The organism is Nostoc sp. (genome assembly GCF_036917675.1).
In the GTDB taxonomy this organism is placed as follows: domain Bacteria; phylum Cyanobacteriota; class Cyanobacteriia; order Cyanobacteriales; family Nostocaceae; genus Nostoc.
This window is the reverse complement of the sequence record NZ_JBALCT010000052.1, coordinates 1-19,144: the sequence shown is the minus strand read 5'-3', so window position 1 is coordinate 19,144 and position 19,144 is coordinate 1. Positions and strand designations below refer to the sequence as shown.

General features: G+C 41.2%; 18 protein-coding genes. 5 read left to right on the top strand and 13 right to left on the bottom strand.

Translation table 11 applies throughout. The annotated features are described in order from the left end of the window. Positions 1-2: 2 nt before the first annotated feature. Both V7K31_RS19195 and V7K31_RS19190 read right to left on the bottom strand, forming a co-directional pair. On the bottom strand, positions 3-2,081 hold the full coding sequence (locus V7K31_RS19195; RefSeq protein ID WP_335096125.1) for a sensor histidine kinase: 2,079 nt from the start codon (positions 2,079-2,081) through the stop codon (positions 3-5). A 377-nt stretch (positions 2,082-2,458) separates the two neighbouring features. Continuing rightward, positions 2,459-4,507, bottom strand: coding sequence for an elongation factor G (locus tag V7K31_RS19190; RefSeq protein ID WP_335096123.1), 2,049 nt, complete (start codon positions 4,505-4,507; stop codon positions 2,459-2,461). Between the two features lie 267 nt (positions 4,508-4,774). On the opposite strand from V7K31_RS19190, the gene V7K31_RS19185 reads away from it, so the two are divergent. Continuing rightward, complete coding sequence (locus V7K31_RS19185) at positions 4,775-5,698, top strand: tetratricopeptide repeat protein (protein WP_335096121.1); 924 nt, start codon at positions 4,775-4,777, stop codon at positions 5,696-5,698. 89 nt (positions 5,699-5,787) lie between these two features. Continuing rightward, positions 5,788-6,336 (top strand): phosphate-starvation-inducible PsiE family protein, encoded by a 549-nt coding sequence (locus V7K31_RS19180; protein WP_335096120.1) that lies wholly within the window; start codon positions 5,788-5,790, stop codon positions 6,334-6,336. A 4-nt stretch (positions 6,337-6,340) separates the two neighbouring features. On the opposite strand, the gene V7K31_RS19175 is transcribed toward V7K31_RS19180, so the two are convergent. The 4 genes from V7K31_RS19175 to V7K31_RS19155 form a co-directional block, all read right to left on the bottom strand. Next, positions 6,341-6,592 (bottom strand): DUF4915 domain-containing protein, encoded by a 252-nt coding sequence (locus V7K31_RS19175; protein ID WP_335096118.1) that lies wholly within the window; start codon positions 6,590-6,592, stop codon positions 6,341-6,343. Positions 6,593-7,055: 463 nt separating this feature from the next. After that, positions 7,056-7,577 carry an FKBP-type peptidyl-prolyl cis-trans isomerase gene (locus tag V7K31_RS19170; RefSeq protein ID WP_335096117.1) on the bottom strand — a complete coding sequence of 174 codons (522 nt, stop codon included), beginning with the start codon at positions 7,575-7,577 and terminating at the stop codon, positions 7,056-7,058. Positions 7,578-7,655: 78 nt separating this feature from the next. Next, positions 7,656-7,979 (bottom strand): phasin family protein, encoded by a 324-nt coding sequence (locus V7K31_RS19165; protein WP_335096115.1) that lies wholly within the window; start codon positions 7,977-7,979, stop codon positions 7,656-7,658. A 487-nt stretch (positions 7,980-8,466) separates the two neighbouring features. Beyond that, complete coding sequence (locus V7K31_RS19155) at positions 8,467-8,877, bottom strand: 2TM domain-containing protein (RefSeq protein WP_335096113.1); 411 nt, start codon at positions 8,875-8,877, stop codon at positions 8,467-8,469. Between the two features lie 579 nt (positions 8,878-9,456). Here V7K31_RS19155 and V7K31_RS19150 point away from each other — a divergent pair. After that, positions 9,457-11,643 carry an FAD/NAD(P)-binding protein gene (locus tag V7K31_RS19150; RefSeq protein ID WP_335096111.1) on the top strand — a complete coding sequence of 729 codons (2,187 nt, stop codon included), beginning with the start codon at positions 9,457-9,459 and terminating at the stop codon, positions 11,641-11,643. 122 nt (positions 11,644-11,765) lie between these two features. Here V7K31_RS19150 and V7K31_RS19145 read toward each other — a convergent pair whose 3' ends face one another. The 3 genes from V7K31_RS19145 to modA all read right to left on the bottom strand — a co-directional run bounded on the left by V7K31_RS19145 (position 11,766) and on the right by modA (position 14,423). Then, positions 11,766-12,410 carry a DUF642 domain-containing protein gene (locus V7K31_RS19145; protein ID WP_335096110.1) on the bottom strand — a complete coding sequence of 215 codons (645 nt, stop codon included), beginning with the start codon at positions 12,408-12,410 and terminating at the stop codon, positions 11,766-11,768. A 519-nt stretch (positions 12,411-12,929) separates the two neighbouring features. Further along, a complete protein-coding gene (locus tag V7K31_RS19140; protein ID WP_335096108.1) occupies positions 12,930-13,505 on the bottom strand; it encodes a DUF642 domain-containing protein in 576 nt (191 codons plus the stop codon). A 66-nt stretch (positions 13,506-13,571) separates the two neighbouring features. Next, positions 13,572-14,423, bottom strand: a complete 852-nt coding sequence (modA, locus tag V7K31_RS19135; RefSeq protein ID WP_335096107.1) for a molybdate ABC transporter substrate-binding protein — start codon at positions 14,421-14,423, stop codon at positions 13,572-13,574. 947 nt (positions 14,424-15,370) lie between these two features. Between modA and V7K31_RS19130 the strand changes: the two genes are divergently transcribed. After that, entirely contained in the window at positions 15,371-15,772 is a 402-nt protein-coding gene (locus V7K31_RS19130) for a fasciclin domain-containing protein (RefSeq protein ID WP_335096106.1), read from the top strand. 191 nt (positions 15,773-15,963) lie between these two features. Here the strand turns inward: V7K31_RS19130 and sfsA are convergent, their stop codons facing one another. The 3 genes from sfsA to V7K31_RS19115 form a co-directional block, all read right to left on the bottom strand. After that, positions 15,964-16,683 (bottom strand): DNA/RNA nuclease SfsA, encoded by a 720-nt coding sequence (gene sfsA / locus V7K31_RS19125; protein WP_442941321.1) that lies wholly within the window; start codon positions 16,681-16,683, stop codon positions 15,964-15,966. A gap of 408 nt (positions 16,684-17,091) precedes the next feature. Further along, entirely contained in the window at positions 17,092-17,481 is a 390-nt protein-coding gene (locus V7K31_RS19120) for a hypothetical protein (protein WP_335096105.1), read from the bottom strand. Positions 17,482-17,638: 157 nt separating this feature from the next. Beyond that, positions 17,639-18,016, bottom strand: a complete 378-nt coding sequence (locus tag V7K31_RS19115; RefSeq protein WP_335096103.1) for a hypothetical protein — start codon at positions 18,014-18,016, stop codon at positions 17,639-17,641. Between the two features lie 128 nt (positions 18,017-18,144). On the opposite strand from V7K31_RS19115, the gene V7K31_RS19110 reads away from it, so the two are divergent. Next, on the top strand, positions 18,145-18,333 hold the full coding sequence (locus V7K31_RS19110) for a hypothetical protein (RefSeq protein ID WP_335096102.1): 189 nt from the start codon (positions 18,145-18,147) through the stop codon (positions 18,331-18,333). 313 nt (positions 18,334-18,646) lie between these two features. Here the strand turns inward: V7K31_RS19110 and V7K31_RS19105 are convergent, their stop codons facing one another. Next, positions 18,647-19,042 carry a hypothetical protein gene (locus tag V7K31_RS19105; RefSeq protein WP_335096101.1) on the bottom strand — a complete coding sequence of 132 codons (396 nt, stop codon included), beginning with the start codon at positions 19,040-19,042 and terminating at the stop codon, positions 18,647-18,649. Positions 19,043-19,144 lie beyond the last annotated feature (102 nt).

Genomic DNA, 19,144 nt, shown 5'->3' with positions numbered 1-19,144 from the left:
ACTTACTCTCTAATAAGTGTTAATTCTACAATAAATTCTGCTCCACCTAATTCACCCTTTGCAATTGCATCTACCGAGCCTCCCATATCAGTTACAGAATCTCTCACAATTGTCAATCCTAAACCTGTACCACCTTCCCTAGTGGTTTTATCAGGTAGCCAAATCTCGTCTATTTTGATATTATGAATTCCTGAACCATTGTCTAAAAATTTAATTTTTAAACTACTTCCTTTAATTTCAGTTCTGATAATTAATTTACGTTCTTCTATACGTCCACCTTCAACATTAAAAGCATTTATAGCATTTGTTAAAAGATTTGTAATAATTGCTTCTAGCAAAGCCTCGCTTCCATAAATGCAAGGTTTGGTATCAATTTTTTCTTTGATAACTTGAATTCCACCTTCATCAAAAAAACTTTGAAAAAGTGCGAGAATCTCATCAATAACACTATGGACATCTACAACACCTGCACGACGTTTTTCTCGTTTCAACAGATGCAGAGGGAAATCAGAAAAGCGTAGTAATGACTTACTTACTTGATAAAGCTTTCTAACTGGTTCTCCGAAATATTGTTCATACTTTTCTCCCAGAATTTCTTTACCCTTTTTTTCTATTCTGTTAGCTATTTTTGCAATTGAAGTCACTGGTTTAGCAGATTCATGAGCGAAAACTGCTGCGGTTGTTCCCGCTGTAGCCAGACTACGATAAAGCTGAAGGTCTTCACGTAATACCTTGGTTTCACGTTCTGTTACAGTTTCGTATTGCTGAACAGCTTCTAAGACTTTAGGACGAGATTCTTGAGGAACTTCTGCTTCAATAACTTCTTCAATTCTGGCTTTAGCTTCTGTAATATCACGAGGAACTTGTTTCTTAACCCTTTGTCTTTGCGTTTCAGTAACTTTCAGCCTTTCTTTCGCCATCCATTCCAACACATCAATTGCGAAGCGTTTTAACTCTAAAAAAGCTTCATTTTCAATAAAACCAAGCCGATCAGTTTTTTGAAGTAACATATCGTCATGGTCTTTAACAATGACTCTACCAATAACTGTTTTAGTTGAAGGACGAACTTCTGGATTTCTTGCTCGTGCATAATTTAAGTTTAACCAATCATCGTCCGGATCTCCATAAGGTTTTACCCGCAAACCTCGATGGTAGAGACGAACATTTCCGACTTGAGCAAGCCATTCTCTAACTTGTGTGAAAGAAACAGAAGTCTTTCTAGCTGAAAAAGTTTGAGGATTTAGAAAGAATACCCACAGTTCAAATTTAGTTGCAGGTGTTTTGTAAGGCTCTTGAGAAATATCACTATGTTTTGCCTGAAAAATTACGTTATTCTGCCAGTCCAGCAAACTGGCTTCAGCAATCCCAAGTTCATTTATACTAGCTTGCAAATGATATTCGGCATCATCAAAGTAAGCATTGTTTACTTGTTTTTCAATTTCAGCAAATTCTAGAGCAATAAGTTTAAGGCGAAAACCTGCATGATTTTCAAATGGATCTGCTAGTAGTAAAAGTTCCCTAGCTAGTCTTTGGATATCACGTTTATTAAATATATTTTTAAGATTGCTGACGATAATATCAGTTCCATGCCGTTGATTTGTACTACTTTTTTGGACATTAAAAGGAACATCTTCTACTACATCAACTTCCTGGAAATCATCCCAATTAATCGTTAAAGAATATTCAACTCCTGGCTCATGTTTAGGTCTAGTTTTTAAGAATACTTGAGAACCAATCTGTAGAGCCGCTAACCTACCTAATCCTTTATTACCTACAGGTAAGCGACCTAATTGAGTGAGTTCACGATTAGCTTTTTTTGAGCGACCTAACACTAGCCATCCCTCGCTAATGGCATCTTTATCCATACCAACACCGTTATCTGAAATAATAAGCGAGCCACCTATGGTGCTAGTTTTGGTAAGTTCTACTGTGCATTCAGTAGCATCAGCATCATAAGAGTTCTTAACCAATTCGATGATTCCTTGGTCTGGATTTGGAATGAGTTCTTCTCCCAGCCTTTGCAGAATTTTAGGTGAAAACTTAAAATGCATCATTGTTTCGCTACAATCTGAATAATTCAATAATTTCTACTTGATTAATTTAATTCGCTATTATTTAGCAATAAAGTCTAGTTTTATCTAAGACCAATACTCAGTAAGGATAAACAGTTCACATAGTGAAGTAACCTATAGAGACTATTTAGCCTTGATTATCTACCTAAATTTTAAATCTTTTGCTTTAGCCTAGCAAACAAGACCCTCTGTTTGAGCGATCGCTAATATTCGCCTCGATGCAGGAATGCGGGGAGTTTTTTTGATAAGTGATTCAGCGGACATGATATTAATCCCTGCTTATCAATCGCAAACGCTACAAAAGAAGAAAAATCTGTATAAAATCAAGGACATCCACAAGAGATGTCCTTAAATATAAACTCAATGGATTCCCAACAAATCCCAAACTACTTGCCGTTGCCGTTACCACCATTACCATTATTTTGAATGACACGTTCGGCAAGCTTTTCCGGCACTTCCTGGAGATGGTCATATTCCCAGTGGAAGGAACCAACGCCAAGAGTGAGCGATCGCAGCTCTACAATAAAGTTTTGCATCTCTGCTTGTGGCAAATATGCAGAGACATTATCCCAGCCCGGCCAATCGTTTCTGCCTTCATAGCCTAAAATTTGCCCCCGTCTACCACTCAACAGTTGCAGCACCTTGGAGGTAAATTCGCTAGGTGTGGTAACATCCACCCGCAGAATTGGTTCTAACAGCGTAGGTTCCGCTTGAGGTATCCCCGTTTGCATTGCCAATCGGGCAGCTTGCTTAAAGGCTTGTTCGGAACTATCAACGTTGTGATACGAACCATTAGTTAGAGTTACCGCCAAATCCACTATTGGGAAGCCCAAAGGCCCATGTGTCAGAAATTCCCGCACGCCCATTTCCACGCCAGAAATGTACTGTTTAGGAACCACGCCCCCGACAATAGTTTCATTAAAGTTAAAGCCTGTACCGCGTGGTAAAGGCTTAATTTCGAGAAAAACATCACCAAACTGTCCATGACCACCGCTTTGATGCTTGTAGCGCCCATGAACTGAAGCCACCGTTTTGCGGATGGTTTCTTTGTAAGGCACTTGCGGTGAGTGCGTTGTCATCGGCAAGTTATATTTGCGGCGCAGTCTGTCTAGAGTGACTTGCAAATGAATTTCGCCTTGACCCCAAAGAATTACTTCGTGAGTATCGCCGTGTTGTTCCCAAGCAAGTGAGGAGTCTTCTTCTAACAACTTGGTGATGGCACTGCTGAGTTTAACTTCATCGTTACGCTTTTCTGGTGTAATGGCCAGAGCATAAACTGGTTCCAACTGTGCAGCTTTGGGTAATTCCATCGCCGACTGCTGTTCTATAGAGATTGTATCGCCTGTTTTGACTCCTTCTAAACGGCTCAATGCAACAATTTCACCAGCACTAACTTGGTTAACAAACTGCTGTTGTTGTCCCATCAGGCGGTAAATTCCCCCAGTGCGAATGCCATTGAGGACAATACCATCAGTTAATTTGCCCCGCCAAACACGCACGAGAGAGAGCTTGCCACCTTGGGGAGTGTAGTAAGTTTTTAATACCTGCGCTAGAGGTGTATCACCTTTTAAGTTTTTTAAACGACGTTCTGCTGTGGTTTCTGGTTCGGGGGCTTCCCGTAACAAGGCTTCTAATAGAGGTCTAACACCATAATCTTGTTCTGCCACACCAAAGAAAACGGGCACTACCAAATCTGCCCCTAATTCCATTTTTAAATCTTTGAGGATTTCCTCTTGGGGTGGCTCAATGTCTTCTAAAAGTTCTTCGAGTAAGTGGTCATCAAAATTTGCTAGGGCTTCGAGCATTTCTGCCCGTGCTGTATGTTCTTCTGCTTTTAAACTTTCGGGGAAGGGAATGGGGTCAGCAGGTGCGCCTGGATGATATTGATATGCCTGTTCACTCACCATATCAATAAAGCCGGTGAGTTGTTCCCCGTTCATGATCGGATATTGATGCGCTACCAAAGGACGGCTAGATACTGCTTTCAGGGCGTGCAACGTTTCCAAAACGTGAATATTTGCCCGATCCATTTTGTTGACAAAGATGAGGTGGGGAATTTCCCAATCGTCTAGGAATTTAAATAGAGGGGCGAGGGTAAGGACTCGCTCGCGTATCGGTTCGCAAACTACGATTGCCGCATCTACTCCGATTAAAGCATTGTACGTTTCTTGGGCAAATTCTACACTTCCCGGACAGTCAATAAAAGTGAAGCGAATGTCGTTATACTCAGTGCTAGCGGCGCTGACTTCTACACTCATCTGGCGATCGCGCGACTCGGCAGCACTATCTCCCACTGTATTGCTGTCCTTAACACTCCCTTTGCGGGAAATTGTCCCTGTGACAAATAACAAGCTTTCTAGTAAAGTGGTTTTTCCACTTAAATAAGGCCCGACAATTGCAACATTCCGCGAACCCGATTTTACTTTTTCGTTCATAAAACCCCCTTGCGGTAAGTCTTTTATAACCGCATTATTCTGCTGTATATGTCAGGGATAAAAAAATGGTTCTCTGGAGTCAAAATTACCCCTTCTTTAATTTGTTATTATCCTTCTTTTAATCGAAAGTTAATAAAATTGTAGCCTGTTGTAAAATTTAGCTTAAGAAAAGTTAAGTATCACAAACTTTCATGCCAAATAAAAAATTTTTGTAAAAAAGTCCTGATGAAGTAAATTTAACTGAAAGTATTGCGAGTCAGAAAATCAATGGGATTATCATTCTCTAAATATCGCATAGCAGGGTTAGTAAGTTTGACTTTGTTGGTTGTGAGTATTTCCTCGCCCTCTCTTTCTCTATCTCCTCCTGTGGCCTCAAAGCTGGCACAATCTCATGCTAAAACTGCCATAGACTGGTTAAATCAAGGCTTACAGGCAATTCAGGCGGGAAAAGTCCAAGATGCGATCGCAGCCTTTAAACAAGCAGCCAAGTTAGATCCGACATTGGCACCAGCGCACTATAATCTAGGGCTAGCATTCCGACAAACAGGAAAATTACAACCCTCTGCGGACGCATTTTATCGAGCAACCCAAGCCGATCCCAAATTTGCTCCAGCTTTTGCTAATTTAGGCGGTGCGTTATTAGAAGGTAATAATTTACAGTTAGCTAACGATTATTTGCAACGCGCGTTGGAGCTCGATCCCAAACTAGGATTTGCCCACTATAACTTGGGATTGGTACGAGAGCAGCAACGAGATTGTCAGCGAGCGATCGCATCTTTTAAAAAAGCCATAGAATATAGCAAAAATGCACCAGAACCTCCTTATCATCTGGGGATGTGTTATCTCCAACAAGGTAAAGTAGATCAAGCAAAAGATGCCTTTCGTAAGGCAGTAAAAATTAATCCGAAGTATCCAGAAGCTTACTATAATCTCGGTTCAATTTGGTTTATCCAACACAAATTAGAGGAGTCGTTAGAGGCTTTTAGAAAATCAGCCCAAGCTAACTCTAACTATCCCAACGCTTATTATGGTGCAGGGTTAGTTTTTATGCAATTAAAGCAATATGGAAATGCAGTACAAGTATTGCAATTTGCTAAAGATTTATACAATACTCAGGGTAATCCCCAGTGGGCAAAAAATGCCGAGCAATTGTTGCAACAAGCACAAAATTTAAATTACCAACCTCGCTGAGGCGCAAAAGCTTAATATTGCATAATATAAAACTATTGGGTTGACTCGCTGGTGTTGTCTGAGCTAATCCCGATAGGAATGAAACGTACATGCAAAAGCGCCTAAAGAGTCGATTTTTATTTAGCGATCGCTGGCTTGATCGGCACTCAATTGTTCGCAACATGGAAGCCTTTCAAGATTTAATTGTGATTGTTTTGTGTTTGGGTTTATTCGCCGTCATGCTGATCCAATTGTGGGGGATAGCTATTGTCCTCACGCAGCCACTAGACTATCAACATGTGACTGCAAAAATACTATTTGTGTTGATTTTAGTCGAGTTATTCCGACTATTAATGGTCTATTTGCAAGAACATAGTATCTCTGTGGGAGTGGCAGTTGAGGTAACAATTGTATCTCTACTGCGAGAAATAGTAGTTCACGGAGCGCTGGAAATTTATTGGGTTAATACGCTGGCAATTTGTGGATTGTTGTTTGTTCTGGGTGGACTACTTGTGGTGTGTGCTAAGACGCCACACATGGATTGTATGAGCGCTAACACTAAGTTTTGTCCGGTTGCGTATAGAGGAGGTAGGGAAGGGCAAAATGAGTTGGAATTACAGTATTCACGTCAATGTGATCAGAATCAACCGCTTGGATAAATTGTTATGAAAGGTGACAGCGATCCTCATTTACCAAGCTAGAAATAAACTTCGGTTTCCATAAAGGAATGCAACTATGGCGATCGCTCACTGTCGCCACACAATTTAATATAGTACTGATAAACAGAATGCGATCGCCTCTGGCGTTGGCAAAGCGATCGTTATCAGCTTCCACCATCAGATCATAATTGTTAGTTTTATGACCGCAAGCGATATCATCTGTGTGTGGTATTGTTATCTGCTCACTATAAATCACTGCGATCGTTTGAGTTAATGGACTAAAATTGTAGTGGTTGCGATCGCTACAACACTCATCATCCCCAAAGGATACAAAACTAATAACAGCCTAGTGTAGTCATTGTGAGAAACTTGAAGGAGTTTTTAGGACTTAGGAATAAGAATTAAATAACATACAATTTATGTTCCTGGCTTACCTCACCCTCAATCCCTCTGCTTATAAAGGAGAGGGATCGTGAGACAGGATGAAGTTTTGCATTTTATTTAATCCACGTTCCTTATTGTTTTTGCCAAGCCTCAAAAAATAGGGAGTTCATACATAAACTCACCCTCGTAAATTGGCGTTCGCGTAGCGTGTCCTTTAGGACAAGGTATTGGATTAAATAGTAATTTATTTGATCGGGCATTGAGCATTGGGAACAGAGAAAATAGTAACTCCTTTTAACAATTCTCCCTTGTCCCTTTTCCCTATGCCCCAATCTCTATTTAACTCCCAGCAATTCCACATCAAAATGCAGAATGGCGTTGGGCGGAATTACCCCACCAGCACCACGAGCGCCATAACCTAACTCTGGGGGGATGATTAACTGACGACGACCGCCTACTTTCATGGTGCTAAGTCCTTCGTCCCAACCTTTGATTACCTGTCCAACGCCAATTTTAAAGCTGAAGGGTTGGCCGCGATCGCGTGAACTATCAAACTTAGTTCCATCTTCTAGAGTGCCGACATAGTGAACTTCAACCGTTTGTCCAGGTTGAGGAGTCGCCCCAGTCCCCTCTTTTAACTCGACATACTTTAATCCAGAGGGGGTAGTTACGACATTAGCATCAGACATAGTATTACTCGCAATTAAGATATTGTTTTCAGTTACAGTTGTGGGCGCTGGCGGCGTTTGGGTTAACTGGGCAGCAATGGCAGTATTCTGTTTACTGCCTACTTGTCCCACAACCAAAAGCACAACACACACCAGCATGAAGGCCACGCTAAGAAAAATTGGTTTCAAAATCAGTTCTCCTTACTTAAGTATCCTGGCAAAAAGATTACCAACAGGACACAATTAGTTTAAATCAGAAAGGACATCTTAACGCCAAAGCTTATTTTCTAAATCGCGTAGTTGACGCTCTAAACGGTCAATTCTACCCCTGAGTTCGTCCACTTCCGACTGGCGAGCTACTCCCAAATCCTGCATCATATTTCGCATTTGCCGTTGCATTTGGACATCGAAATTTCCCTGTTCCGACTTTAACTGCTGGGCAATATCATCTATTACCGCCTTGGCTTGCTCAGGATTGAGCTTACCGTCTTTAACTAAATCATCGCTGACTTGGCGCAATTTTTCTGCTACTAAAGACGTTGTGCCAAGACCCACCATCATTAGCTGTTCCAACCAGTTGTTGCTGTCCATAATCCCTTCCTCTTACTTATTAACCAGCCGACCCTTGCACCTGAGTGTAGGCAATCAAGCTATGCTTAAAGCGTAGTTATTCTAGCCTACAGCTCTATTTTGGCAAATTAGCAAGCAGAGGGTTCAAAGGGCGTGCTTATAGAACTCCTCAAGTTTAAGGTTGCCCCGAATTTACGGGAAGATTTTATCCACAAGGATGCCCAAATTTAGACAACAGGGCTGGCTGAATATCCTAAATTTCTCAGTAAATAGGTTTGTATAAGTCCCAATGACCACAAATAATTTATCCTGATCATTCGTTGGGCAACGCTGGAGCAGTGGAAAGCCATACCCCAAGCAGATTTGCAGACTATTGAAGACAAATTCATCCCAGCACTGGCAGAATCCTATCCGATAGTGGAGTCAGCAGAGTATCAAGTACGGAAATTTCCCCATTTGTAGGTGAAAGATTACTCTTAACTCGTAGGACTAGATAGCTGTGCGTTAGTTAAATTTGTGTGCGCCATTTCTGAAAGGCTATCTCGTAATCCTCTGTTTTAGTCTGATAAACACTCCACCAATGAAAAAATAGTCCTAACCCCCATCCTAATACTGGGAAGATAGCCCAAAAATAACTAGGACTAGTGATTAAATTCAAGAGAATCAGGAATAAATTCACTGCTAGGAAGCAAACAAAGTGCGCCCAAAAACCTCTGCTTCGGAAAGTATTAAATGTCCGTCGCGAACTTTCCTCTTCTTGTTGAGCTAACCACTTTTGCTCAGTTTTTTCCAAAATATTAGAAGAAATACCTAACTCAGATGCCATTTCTACAAGCTGTTCTCGTGAAAATTCACCTTCCTGTTTATCAGTCAGTGCTATTTGAAGGATTTGTTCCACATCTCGGGAATCGTAAGTCATTTTAATTACCTTATAAGTTTGTGTGTAAATGCGCTTTTGATTTCACGAAGTTTTTAATAGGCTTCGTCCAATTCAGTTAATGAACGCCTCCACATTTTGCACCCAATACTTAGTGACCTTCACAACCTTATTATTTTCTCACAATCGATTTAGGGCTACTGTATTTGTCAATACCTCTATAGTGCTGTTAGGATATTAAGCCAAACATTATCTGAAAGTTGAATGCTAGTAGTGTCAGAAAATATTGACAATTGTAAAGGTAAAATTCTCCCTTTTGAAGGGGTTTTTTGATGTTAACTAAAAACCCCGGTATTTGCATCGGATTTGGATGCAATAGACACATCAATTTTAGATAAATAGTTCTAAAACCCTGTCTCGTCTAGATTTTAGTTTGTGTAATCTGACGATCGCCACTCTCTCGATCTGGGGAATTGGACACTCAAGTGCAATTCCCACTTATTCATGTGACTATGTGGTTTTTTGAGCTAATTCATCCGTCTAACAGCTTGCTACAAGCGGAAATTTAAGTTTATTGGCTGTAAATTGATCAGTAAAAAGCAAGTGCAACTCACACGTCCTATGAACAACAGCATTTTTAACCTAACCGTCTCTCCAGTTGCGATCGCCATTATTGGTGGTGGTTTTAGCGGTTCTCTGGTTGCAGCCAATCTTTTACGCAACGCAACTATACCACTATCTATCAAGTTGATTGAACGTAATTCGGAAGTGGGCAGAGGAGTTGCTTACGGGACACCAGTAGATTGTCACTTGCTGAATGTGCCAGCAGGTAAGATGAGCGCATTTGCTGATCAACCAAATCACTTCCTGAACTGGCTGCATAAAAATGGGCATGAACAGGTAACTCCATCTACCTTCGTGCCGCGTCGGGTTTATGGGGACTATGTGCAGGCGACTTTAAAAGCAGCACAGGAAAATGCAGCAGCTAATGTGCAGCTAGAGAAGATTGTGGATGAAGCGATCGCCATTGAAACAAAAGCTCACACCACAATAGTCTACCTGAGCAGTGGTCAGTGTTTGCATGTGCAAAAGGCGGTATTAGCGTTGGGCAATTTCCCGGCACTTCTGCCTGCACCGCTCGCCGTTTTAGACAACCGCTATGTTAAAGATGCTTGGTCTGCTGATGCGATCGCTGACCTAAATCCAGAGGATGCTATTCTGCTGGTGGGCACTGGGTTAACAATGGTAGATGCGGTTGTTGCCTTGCATCACCAAGGATTCCAGGGACAAATTCATACCGTCTCGCGCCACGGATTGATGCCCTATAGCCACAAATCAACAACTTCTTATCCGCCATTTATTGATGTCGAAACTGCACCAAAAACGGCGCGAGGACTGCTGCATGTGGTACGTCAAGAGCTGCGTGAGGCTCTTACCCAAGGACACGCCACTTCCTACAACCGGGGGAACCCCGGCAACGGACTGGCTCAAGATTGGCGGGCAGTAATCGATGCCATCCGCCCAATTATTCCCCAACTTTGGCAAGCAATGCCATTGCCAGAACAGAAGCGATTTCTGCGCCATGTCAAAGCTCACTGGGAAGTTCACCGGCATCGGATTGCTGAAGAAATTGCCGAAGTACTGGATGCTGCAATGGAGTCTGGTCAACTGATCCATTACGCAGGTAGGATTCAAAGTTGTCAGGAGTTTGAGGATGGGGTGAATGTGAAAATCTGCGAACGGGGGACGCACAAGGATATCGTTTTGCAAGTTAAGCGGATTGTCAACTGCACCGGTGCAAATTGTGATTACCTCAGATTGCAGCACCCATTGGTCGCTAGCCTCCAAGAACAACGATTAATCCGTCCCAACAGATTGTCAATGGGAATTGATACTGCCCGAAATGGGGCGCTGATTGATGCAGATGGAAATGCATCTCAAATGCTGTACACCTTGGGGACACCGCGCAAGGGCAATCTTTGGGAAACTACTGCTGTTCCAGAAATTCGGGTTCAGGCAGCAAGTTTGGCACAGGAGTTACTGAAATCTCTCAATCCAAAACCCGATGCTACTACTTTCGTGTTGAAGAAATCTGCTATGTTATTTCGTCAACTATTCGATAAAGAATCTTGTACTTATACTTATCTAATTGCCGACCCAGAAAGTAAAACAGCTATCCTAATTGATCCTGTATTGGAGCAGGTTGAACGTGATCTTCAGATATTGCGACAATTGGGGCTGACTCTGCGCTACTGTCTGGAAACCCACATCCATGCCGACCATATTACTGGGACAGACAGACTCAGATCACTTACGGGTTGTTTGGGGATTCTGCCTGAGAATGCAGCCGCTACCTGTGCAGACCACTACATTGCCGATGGGAATATGTTGGAATTAGGGAACGTGCAGATTCGGGCGATCGCTACCCCTGGTCACACTGATAGCCACATGACATACTTAGTCAACGGCACTCACTTATTAACTGGAGATGCGCTATTCATCCGGGGTTGCGGTCGTACCGACTTCCAAAGCGGCGATGCTGGATCACTCTATGATGCCGTTACTCAAAAGCTATTTACATTACCTGATGATACCTTGGTATATCCTGGTCACGACTACCAAGGACAGACAGTATCCACCATTAACGAAGAAAAGTGCTGGAATCCTCGGTTTGCTGGACGCAGCCGCAACCAGTTCATCGAACTAATGAAAAACCTCAACTTACCCCAGCCGAAAAAGATGCTGGAAGCTGTACCTGCAAATCAGCATTGTGGCAAAGTTTTAGTTGCATTAGACTATCAAATTTGAACTTTATTTAGCTATAAAAAGGGTAAGGCGATGTCTACGATGGGCTACGCCTTGACACCTTTTCCATTGAGATTGTATGGTGTCTGTTGTTTTCCAAAAGTGATAAAAAAGGGCAATTATTTCTAGCTAATGGCCTTCTTTTTCTTCAACCATATTCCCAATAAACCGGCAACTGCAATTCCTCCAATAGTTGATGACTCAGGCACAGGTTTTACACTCACATTATCCAAGTATAAGAATGCGTGTCTATCCACAGACCCAAACTTTAACTCTGTAGATGATGCATCTGCCGTGAAATTGAACTTATATGGCGTGTATCCTTGATAAGAAATGTTTTTTTGATCAAAAATTTTATTTCCATCTACAAATGTCTGAAATTGATTATCAAGGTCAGGGACTCCATCTATAGATGATAAATAGTAACTAAGTTCGTATTTCTGACCAGGTTGTGTAGAAAGTGTCTGTGATATGTAGCTGAGGTCTACAAATCCACCAAGTGATAGGCCATGATTACCACTTTCAGGAAAATTGCTCATTTTAATCAATGATGTATCCATCGGATCGCCAAACTTAGTCCAATCTGTAACATTAGGATTTGTAGTGTTGAGATTGTTAGGATCTACGAGGGGATCGAGTTCAAATCCTCCATTTCTAACAAGTTCTGCCGCTTGTGCAGCAGTATTATAAGTATTGGTAATCACAGCAGTGCTAACAAAGGTTGTGGTAAAACTCAAAACAATAATTGGAAGTTTTTTAGTTAAATTCATGAAATTTTACTCCAAATAATTCAAAATTCTGACAATGTTTAAAACCAATTGATTGTTACTATGCTGATTCTCAGTAGTGTCAATAAAACTAAACACTTGATATCGATTTAGAAGAGTTAGCTTTATTAAACTCTGTAGAGACGCGAAATTTCGCGTCTCTAAAAGCTGAAAATTCTCACCAACAAACCTTAACTGAACTATATTGACTTATAGGTGAGTTCGGACTTAAGTCTAATTATTGGCATGGTGGCATTCTCGACACTATAAAGCCAGACATCGCTTGGGCTTCTAATAAAATGAGGATTAGCTTCAATACTGCTCGGTTAAGAATATTCGTAGGTTGGGTTGAGGCAATGCGTTACCCAATAAACCCCGCAAAATGTTGGGTTTCGTTCCTCAACCCAACCTACACATTTTTATTTTTTAGACTTAACCGAGCAGTATTGCGATTAGCTTGTCATCTGTGGTTTATTCATCTCCATCATCTATCGCTTCGTCCCGACAATTTTCTCCTTGATGTTAAGGTGTAGCTTTAACACTCACATCATCCAAATATAAAAACGCAAACTCGGCTTTGGAACCAAACTTTATCTCTGTAGATGTTGCTTCTGCTTTAAAATCTAACGTATATTGCCTGTAGTTCTGAAAGGGAATATTCTTTTTAACATCAACTTCCTTTTTACCTATAAAAATCTCAAACTTATTATTCAGATCAGGTACTTGCTCTGTTGATGCTAAATAGTAAGTAAGTTGGTAGTGTTTACCACGAACTGTAGGGATAGTCTGTGATATGTAGCTAATCTTTGAAAATCCACCAAGCGATAAAGCCTGCTTACCAGTTTTAGGAAAGTTGCTAATTTTAATAACTGATGTATCTATCGAATCGCCAGACTTAATCCATCCTGTAATATTAGGATTTGAAGTGTTGAGATCATTAGGATCTACGAGAGGATCGATTTCAAATCCCCCGTTGATAATCAGCTCTTGTCCTTTTGCTTGTGCTGCTGATTTATAAGTATTGGTAATCACAGCAGTATAAAGGAAGGCAGTGGTCAAACTACAAACAAGAATTGAGAGTTTTTTAGTGAACTTCACAAGACATTACTCCAAATAGTTCAAAATTCACGACAACGAGTACTTAATTGATTTACTTTGTGGTGATTAAGGCAACTTAAATTGATAACTTTTGAAAATATTCTTGGCATTAGTACCACTTAAGTAAGTAGAAAAACTCTGTGCCGTTGATTGAACTGTAGTTCTGGCGAGTATACCCAGTGGATAGACAATCGCAGCACTATCTGCCGGGTTGGCAGTTTGTACGACTTTTACCTTGTTAGAAATGAAAGCATCGGTTGTGTAAACAAAACCTGCGCCAATAGTTTTATTTACACCTCCAACTGCAAGAGTTTTATTTTCAACAGCAGTTAAGACGTTACGTACATTGCTAGCACGGTATAATTTAGGACTAAGAGTGGTGAAAATACCTCGGCTAGTAAGAACTTGTTTGGCATAATTTCCTGCTGGCACAACTGGAGGAGTACCTGTGTAGTCACCTATAGCAATACCAGTAATGTTGGCGTTGGTTAAACCATTGATGCTAGTAAGATCAGCACTACCAGCACTAATGGGAGGTGTCGTAGGAGTAATCAAAACTAGACTGTTTTTAACAATGTTCTTACGGCTACCTGCCACTAATTTACTTGGGCTTGAATTCTGCAAGACATCTATTTGGTTGGTGGCAGCAGAAATGAAAATATCTGCTGGAGCTCCTGCTTGTATTTGCTTCAATAAGGTACCAGAAGCACCAAACGTATAAACAACGTTGACACCTGGGTTAGCATTTTGGTACTGAGTCTTAATGGCATTCAGCGCGTTTGTTAAGCTGACAGCCGCATACACGTTAAGTGTGGTTACGGATCTTGCTGGCGAGAAATTGACAAACTGCAAGCCAATTACCAGCATGATGCTGGTAACTGCCGTAGCAATCCAAGCAATAAGTCTTCTTCTTTTCATGAAAGTTATAGTTTGGGGAAAATATTACCTAAAAGTCTCATTGTTGACATACCTAACTTACGCACAGGCATCGGAAAACCAGCCACAGAGATGGCAGAGGCTATGGACAAATGCGAGTTTGAGAAGGTTTTTGCGTAAGTCCAACGTATAATCAATTCTGGAAATAAACGGCCAATCACAATTGCTAAAAGCATTAGTGTGATGGAAATTTATTATTTCCAAGTAGGATTACACAAACAGCGAGTGAAATGTATTTAGTGATGAAATAATATCAGTTAAATACGCGCATTACCAACATTTTTGGTGATAAATTCATGACAAAAGGCTAGGATAAAGGAATATAAATGCTGAATAAGCTCTGCATTGCCTGTTTCGCAAGGATATTAAAAATTTTCAGATAACTCTTAAATAGCTAAAAACCTGATTTTATACCAATTTTGTAAAAATTAAGATGCTTTTACCATCTTTTTAACTAACTTTTTTGGTAAAAAATGCTGTGTTGATACTAGTGAATAGGCACATTGGTGTCAACTTAAGCGCAAACCCTTTTAAAACCTCGTTTCCAGCAAGAAGGCTGGAAATGCACCTCATTGCGGCTCTGCCGCTTTTCAAGAGGCGGAGCCTCTAAAACGGCATTCCCAGTAGGAGACTCTTGACGAGACAGTCTCTAAAAGCTAGTTATAGACTGGCTTTCACGTTATTTTGACACGTATGGAAGAGGCGATCGCCCCTACCACTTTCTAGAAAAAGGAGCGATCCGTATCCAGGAGTACCTATAACTCATCCACGCAGACAATGTACATATAATTCTTTATTTGTATAAAAATATATATAAACTTTTATAATATCAATAAAAATTTTTATTTAACATACACCTAACGATAGATAGATTTTATTAAACAAATAGTTTAGGTTTGTAACAGGTTACACAGAAACAGGTAAAGAACATGGCCAACATAATTGACACTGCCACTAATAATGGTTCTTTCAAGACACTAGTTGCAGCAATCCAAGCAGCTGGTCTAGTAGATACACTCAATGGTTCTGGTCCATTCACCGTTTTTGCACCCACTGATGCAGCGTTTGAAAAGCTTCCAGCAGGTACAGTAGACGCATTACTCAAAGATATTCCTAAGCTCAAGAAAATCTTGACCTATCATGTTGTCTCAGGCAAAGTACTAGCTGCTGATGTAGTAAAACTGAAGACAGCTAAAACAGTTGAAGGTTCAGATGTAAAAATTGACGCTTCTAATGGCGTTAAGATCAATGATGCAAAAGTTGCAACAGCAGATGTTGCTGCTGATAACGGTGTTATCCACGTAATTGACACAGTTTTGATTCCTGCATAAGCAAACCTCAGAATAGCGAATGCTATTTATGGGGCGGCGACTACCTATAGTCGTTTCTCCATTACAGTCTGGTTGAATATTTTTTAGTAAATACCAACTATCAATAAATCCATCTAGACAGTATCTAGATGGATTTATTGTTTTATGCGTGTAGAAATATTGCAATGCAATGTCTCTGTAATCAGATGTAATCAAATTTTTAGTTTTGCCAAACCCAAATAACGGATACCTTCAGGGGAAATGTCAAAACGGCAAGGTAAGACTTCTAAACCAAGAGCGATCGCATCCCGTAATAATTTACCATATAGAGGATCTGTGCGATCGCCAGGAGAGAACTCAGTACAATCACTGCGATTGATAAAATAAAGCATCACCGCACGAGTTAGAGGTAGCAGCGCCATTAGTTCTCGCAAGTGCTTTTGTCCTCTTGTAGTCTCCGTGTCAGGAAATAGGGCTAATCTACCCTCAGAGAAAGTTGTATTTTTTACTTCTAAATAAATCGGGCGTTCCTCATCACTCCCCGTCAAGAAAAAATCCACTCGACTTTTTTTATCTAGTCCATAAACCACTTCGCCCTTGATTTGGCTATAGTCGCCCAATTCTGGGAAAAGATGTTTCGCTAAAGCCAGTTTTACCACCCGATTGGGCAAAATTGTATTTATACCTACCCAAGTCGGCTCATTGTCATGTACCTGAATTAGTTCTAAAGTGTAAGCCAATTTGCGGTTAAGATTATCGCTTTTGGAAAGCTGTACCGCACTTTCGGGAGTCGATACTCCAGTCATTGGCCCTGTATTGGGACAGTGTGCTGTCACTATTTCGCCAGAAGTAAGTTGAACGTCAGCAAAAAACCGCTTGTAGCGTTTTAGCAGAATACCTGGATATAAAGGTGGGTACTCAAATACAAACATTAGCAGCACTCCTAGCTCTTACTACCTTAATAATGCTCACACAATGCTCAAAATAGCTATTTTGAGAGTTTCAAGGTACTTATCAGGTATAAATTACTACTCGGCAACCATGCTCAAAGGATGCTCACATTCTCAAAGGTAAATTTCTCTATCTATACCTCAAAGTTGTCTAACAAGTTGTTGAACAACTTTGAGATACACTCTCTAGCATACAAAAAAACCAGTACCTATTAATTGCGTTTTGGGTGACTGGCTAACTGGAATCAATTTATTTTCGTGGGTCAATTATAACTTCCCCCCCCGGTCACCACCGAGCATTCCATCAATGTGTATAACCCGAACTAAACTAAAATCCTATCAGCCAAATATACACATTGATGGAATGGTGAGCGGTGGCAGGGAAATAATTTACTCTTTTAGCGCTTGTTTCAGTTCACCTAGTCGCTGGGCAACGTATTTGTACCTCTCGCTGGGTTGCCCCCCGGCACTCTTCCCCTTACTCTCATCTACCTTCCCTTCCCAGTTCTCAAGTATGGATTCTACCGTCCCTGTTGACTGTTGTGTTCGCAATTGTTCCTCAAGTGCCTTAATCCTTGCCTCTGCCTCGTCAAGCTTGCTTTTCCCTACCAGTTCCCCTTTCAGCCATTTACTCACCATCTCATCAATCCTACCAGAGACGTTGTTACTTCCTTCAAGCCATCTTTTAGTCTCTGGCAGTATCGTCACATTGCACCTGACCTTCCCCTGGTTTCTAGCGATCGCTCCCATTTTTAAGTTCTCTAGAGATGCCGGGTTCATATTTCTCTCTGCCACGCTGGTTACTTCCATTAGTGTGTATGTATGGAAGTAAGCTAACATAGCTTACTTCCGAATGTGTGTATAGATAGAATGCTCGGCGCTGGCACAAGAAAAAAGAGAGGTGTTTAACCTCTCTGGTAAAATATCTGTGGTTGATTTATTCCCCTAGCAGTTCGACTACCTCCTCCAGCTTGTGTTTAGCTCTGTAGAGGTTAATTAGTCTCTCCTGTTCCCACCTCTGAGGTGCTTGATAGCGTTTACCTTCCAAGGTCAGCTTAATCAGCGCTGCTTGCTCATCAGTGGGTGAATTCATCTCATCCAGTGCGGCTCCCAGGTTTTGATAAGCTTCAAATGACAGCTTCCTTAATCCCATGCCTTTCTCTAACTGACTGAGTGCTATAGCAGGGAAGGCAATCAGGGAAGTGATGTAGCTTACTTTGTAGCCAGCGTTGCAAGTCGGCTTTAGCCCGTACCGTCTACATAAGTCTCTCAACTCAGTAATGGTTTTGATTTCGAGTTCTGACCTTGTGAACATAAAATAGAGTTACCTCTTGCAAAAGTGGTATCGGTAGGTAGCAACTTTCTCAGGGTTAATTGCCTACCGATTTAAAACTCTATTCGGTTGTACACAATCATATCAACCTATATTTACATCTCTCAACAATGCCTAACCCTAAAGGTAATCCTCAAAATTTAGAACCTGGGCAGCGCAAGGGAGATGAGCCGTTGACGACTACTATCAGTTTTCGTGCCACTGAATCAATGAAGGAAGAAGTTAAAGCACAAGACGACCCTCCCGAATTCTGTAGAGAAGCTATTCAAGAGAAGCTAGATAGGAGTAAAGAGAAGTAGTGCAAAATTACTTGGAGTAATACTTGGAGTAAATAAAAAACCCTCTTTAACGAGAGGGTAAATTATTGAATCAGGCTCTTTTCTTGTTTGCCGGGTACTGACTGTACTTCTTCACTAGCTTGTGAAACTGAGCTTCACAATCACATAACCGCCAGTAGGTGTATTGATTACTTACTACTCGATGTCTTCCCCATACTTCTACAGAATAAGCGCATTTTATGGGGACTCCTTTGACAAACACGGTACAAATATCTATTACTACCCTGTAACCATTGGGAAGAGTGCGCTGTCTCATACTATCACCTTCCTTCTTTTAACCTTTATTCCCGCCAACTGCCTCTATAGCTCGTTCTATGCGTTGATCGACATTCCCGGTGCGGTATCTGGCAAACTCCAACTTCACTCTAGCCACTTGCTGCAACTGTTCAAGATTTTCAATGTGATTTAATCCCACAGTTGGGTCGCAGCCTTCAATCACCTCAAGCTCCCTTAGCTCCCTAGCTGTCTTCCCGCACACCGCAGTGGTGATTTTATCGTGTGCAATCGCGCAGTGAAAAGTGTTAGCCAGACAGCAATTAGTGAAACTAGCATGGGCATCCTTGAGAAACCCTCTAGACTTCTCCCATGTCTGTCTATTAATGGCTGCTTCCTCTTCATATTCTTTCTCAGTCTTCCCTAGTGCAAAAGCCTTGTCGCATCTACGCTCCAATGCTTCCTTACCCCTCTTCTGTCACTCTCCGGCGTTAGCAAGTAGTAACTAAGTGAAATTATCCAGAAGCATAACAGGGTTTAAATTGATTCATTTCACTAA

Coding starts and splice junctions, on each gene's coding strand:
- V7K31_RS19190 (WP_335096123.1), bottom strand. CDS start 4,507: ATGAACGAAAAAGTAAAATCGGGTTCGCGGAATGTTGCAATTGTCGGG.
- V7K31_RS19185 (WP_335096121.1), top strand. CDS start 4,775: ATGGGATTATCATTCTCTAAATATCGCATAGCAGGGTTAGTAAGTTTG.
- V7K31_RS19180 (WP_335096120.1), top strand. CDS start 5,788: ATGCAAAAGCGCCTAAAGAGTCGATTTTTATTTAGCGATCGCTGGCTT.
- V7K31_RS19165 (WP_335096115.1), bottom strand. CDS start 7,979: ATGGACAGCAACAACTGGTTGGAACAGCTAATGATGGTGGGTCTTGGC.
- V7K31_RS19155 (WP_335096113.1), bottom strand. CDS start 8,877: ATGACTTACGATTCCCGAGATGTGGAACAAATCCTTCAAATAGCACTG.
- V7K31_RS19150 (WP_335096111.1), top strand. CDS start 9,457: ATGAACAACAGCATTTTTAACCTAACCGTCTCTCCAGTTGCGATCGCC.
- V7K31_RS19145 (WP_335096110.1), bottom strand. CDS start 12,410: ATGAATTTAACTAAAAAACTTCCAATTATTGTTTTGAGTTTTACCACA.
- modA (WP_335096107.1), bottom strand. CDS start 14,423: ATGAAAAGAAGAAGACTTATTGCTTGGATTGCTACGGCAGTTACCAGC.
- V7K31_RS19130 (WP_335096106.1), top strand. CDS start 15,371: ATGGCCAACATAATTGACACTGCCACTAATAATGGTTCTTTCAAGACA.
- sfsA (WP_442941321.1), bottom strand. CDS start 16,683: ATGTTTGTATTTGAGTACCCACCTTTATATCCAGGTATTCTGCTAAAA.
- V7K31_RS19120 (WP_335096105.1), bottom strand. CDS start 17,481: ATGAACCCGGCATCTCTAGAGAACTTAAAAATGGGAGCGATCGCTAGA.
- V7K31_RS19115 (WP_335096103.1), bottom strand. CDS start 18,016: ATGTTCACAAGGTCAGAACTCGAAATCAAAACCATTACTGAGTTGAGA.
- V7K31_RS19110 (WP_335096102.1), top strand. CDS start 18,145: ATGCCTAACCCTAAAGGTAATCCTCAAAATTTAGAACCTGGGCAGCGC.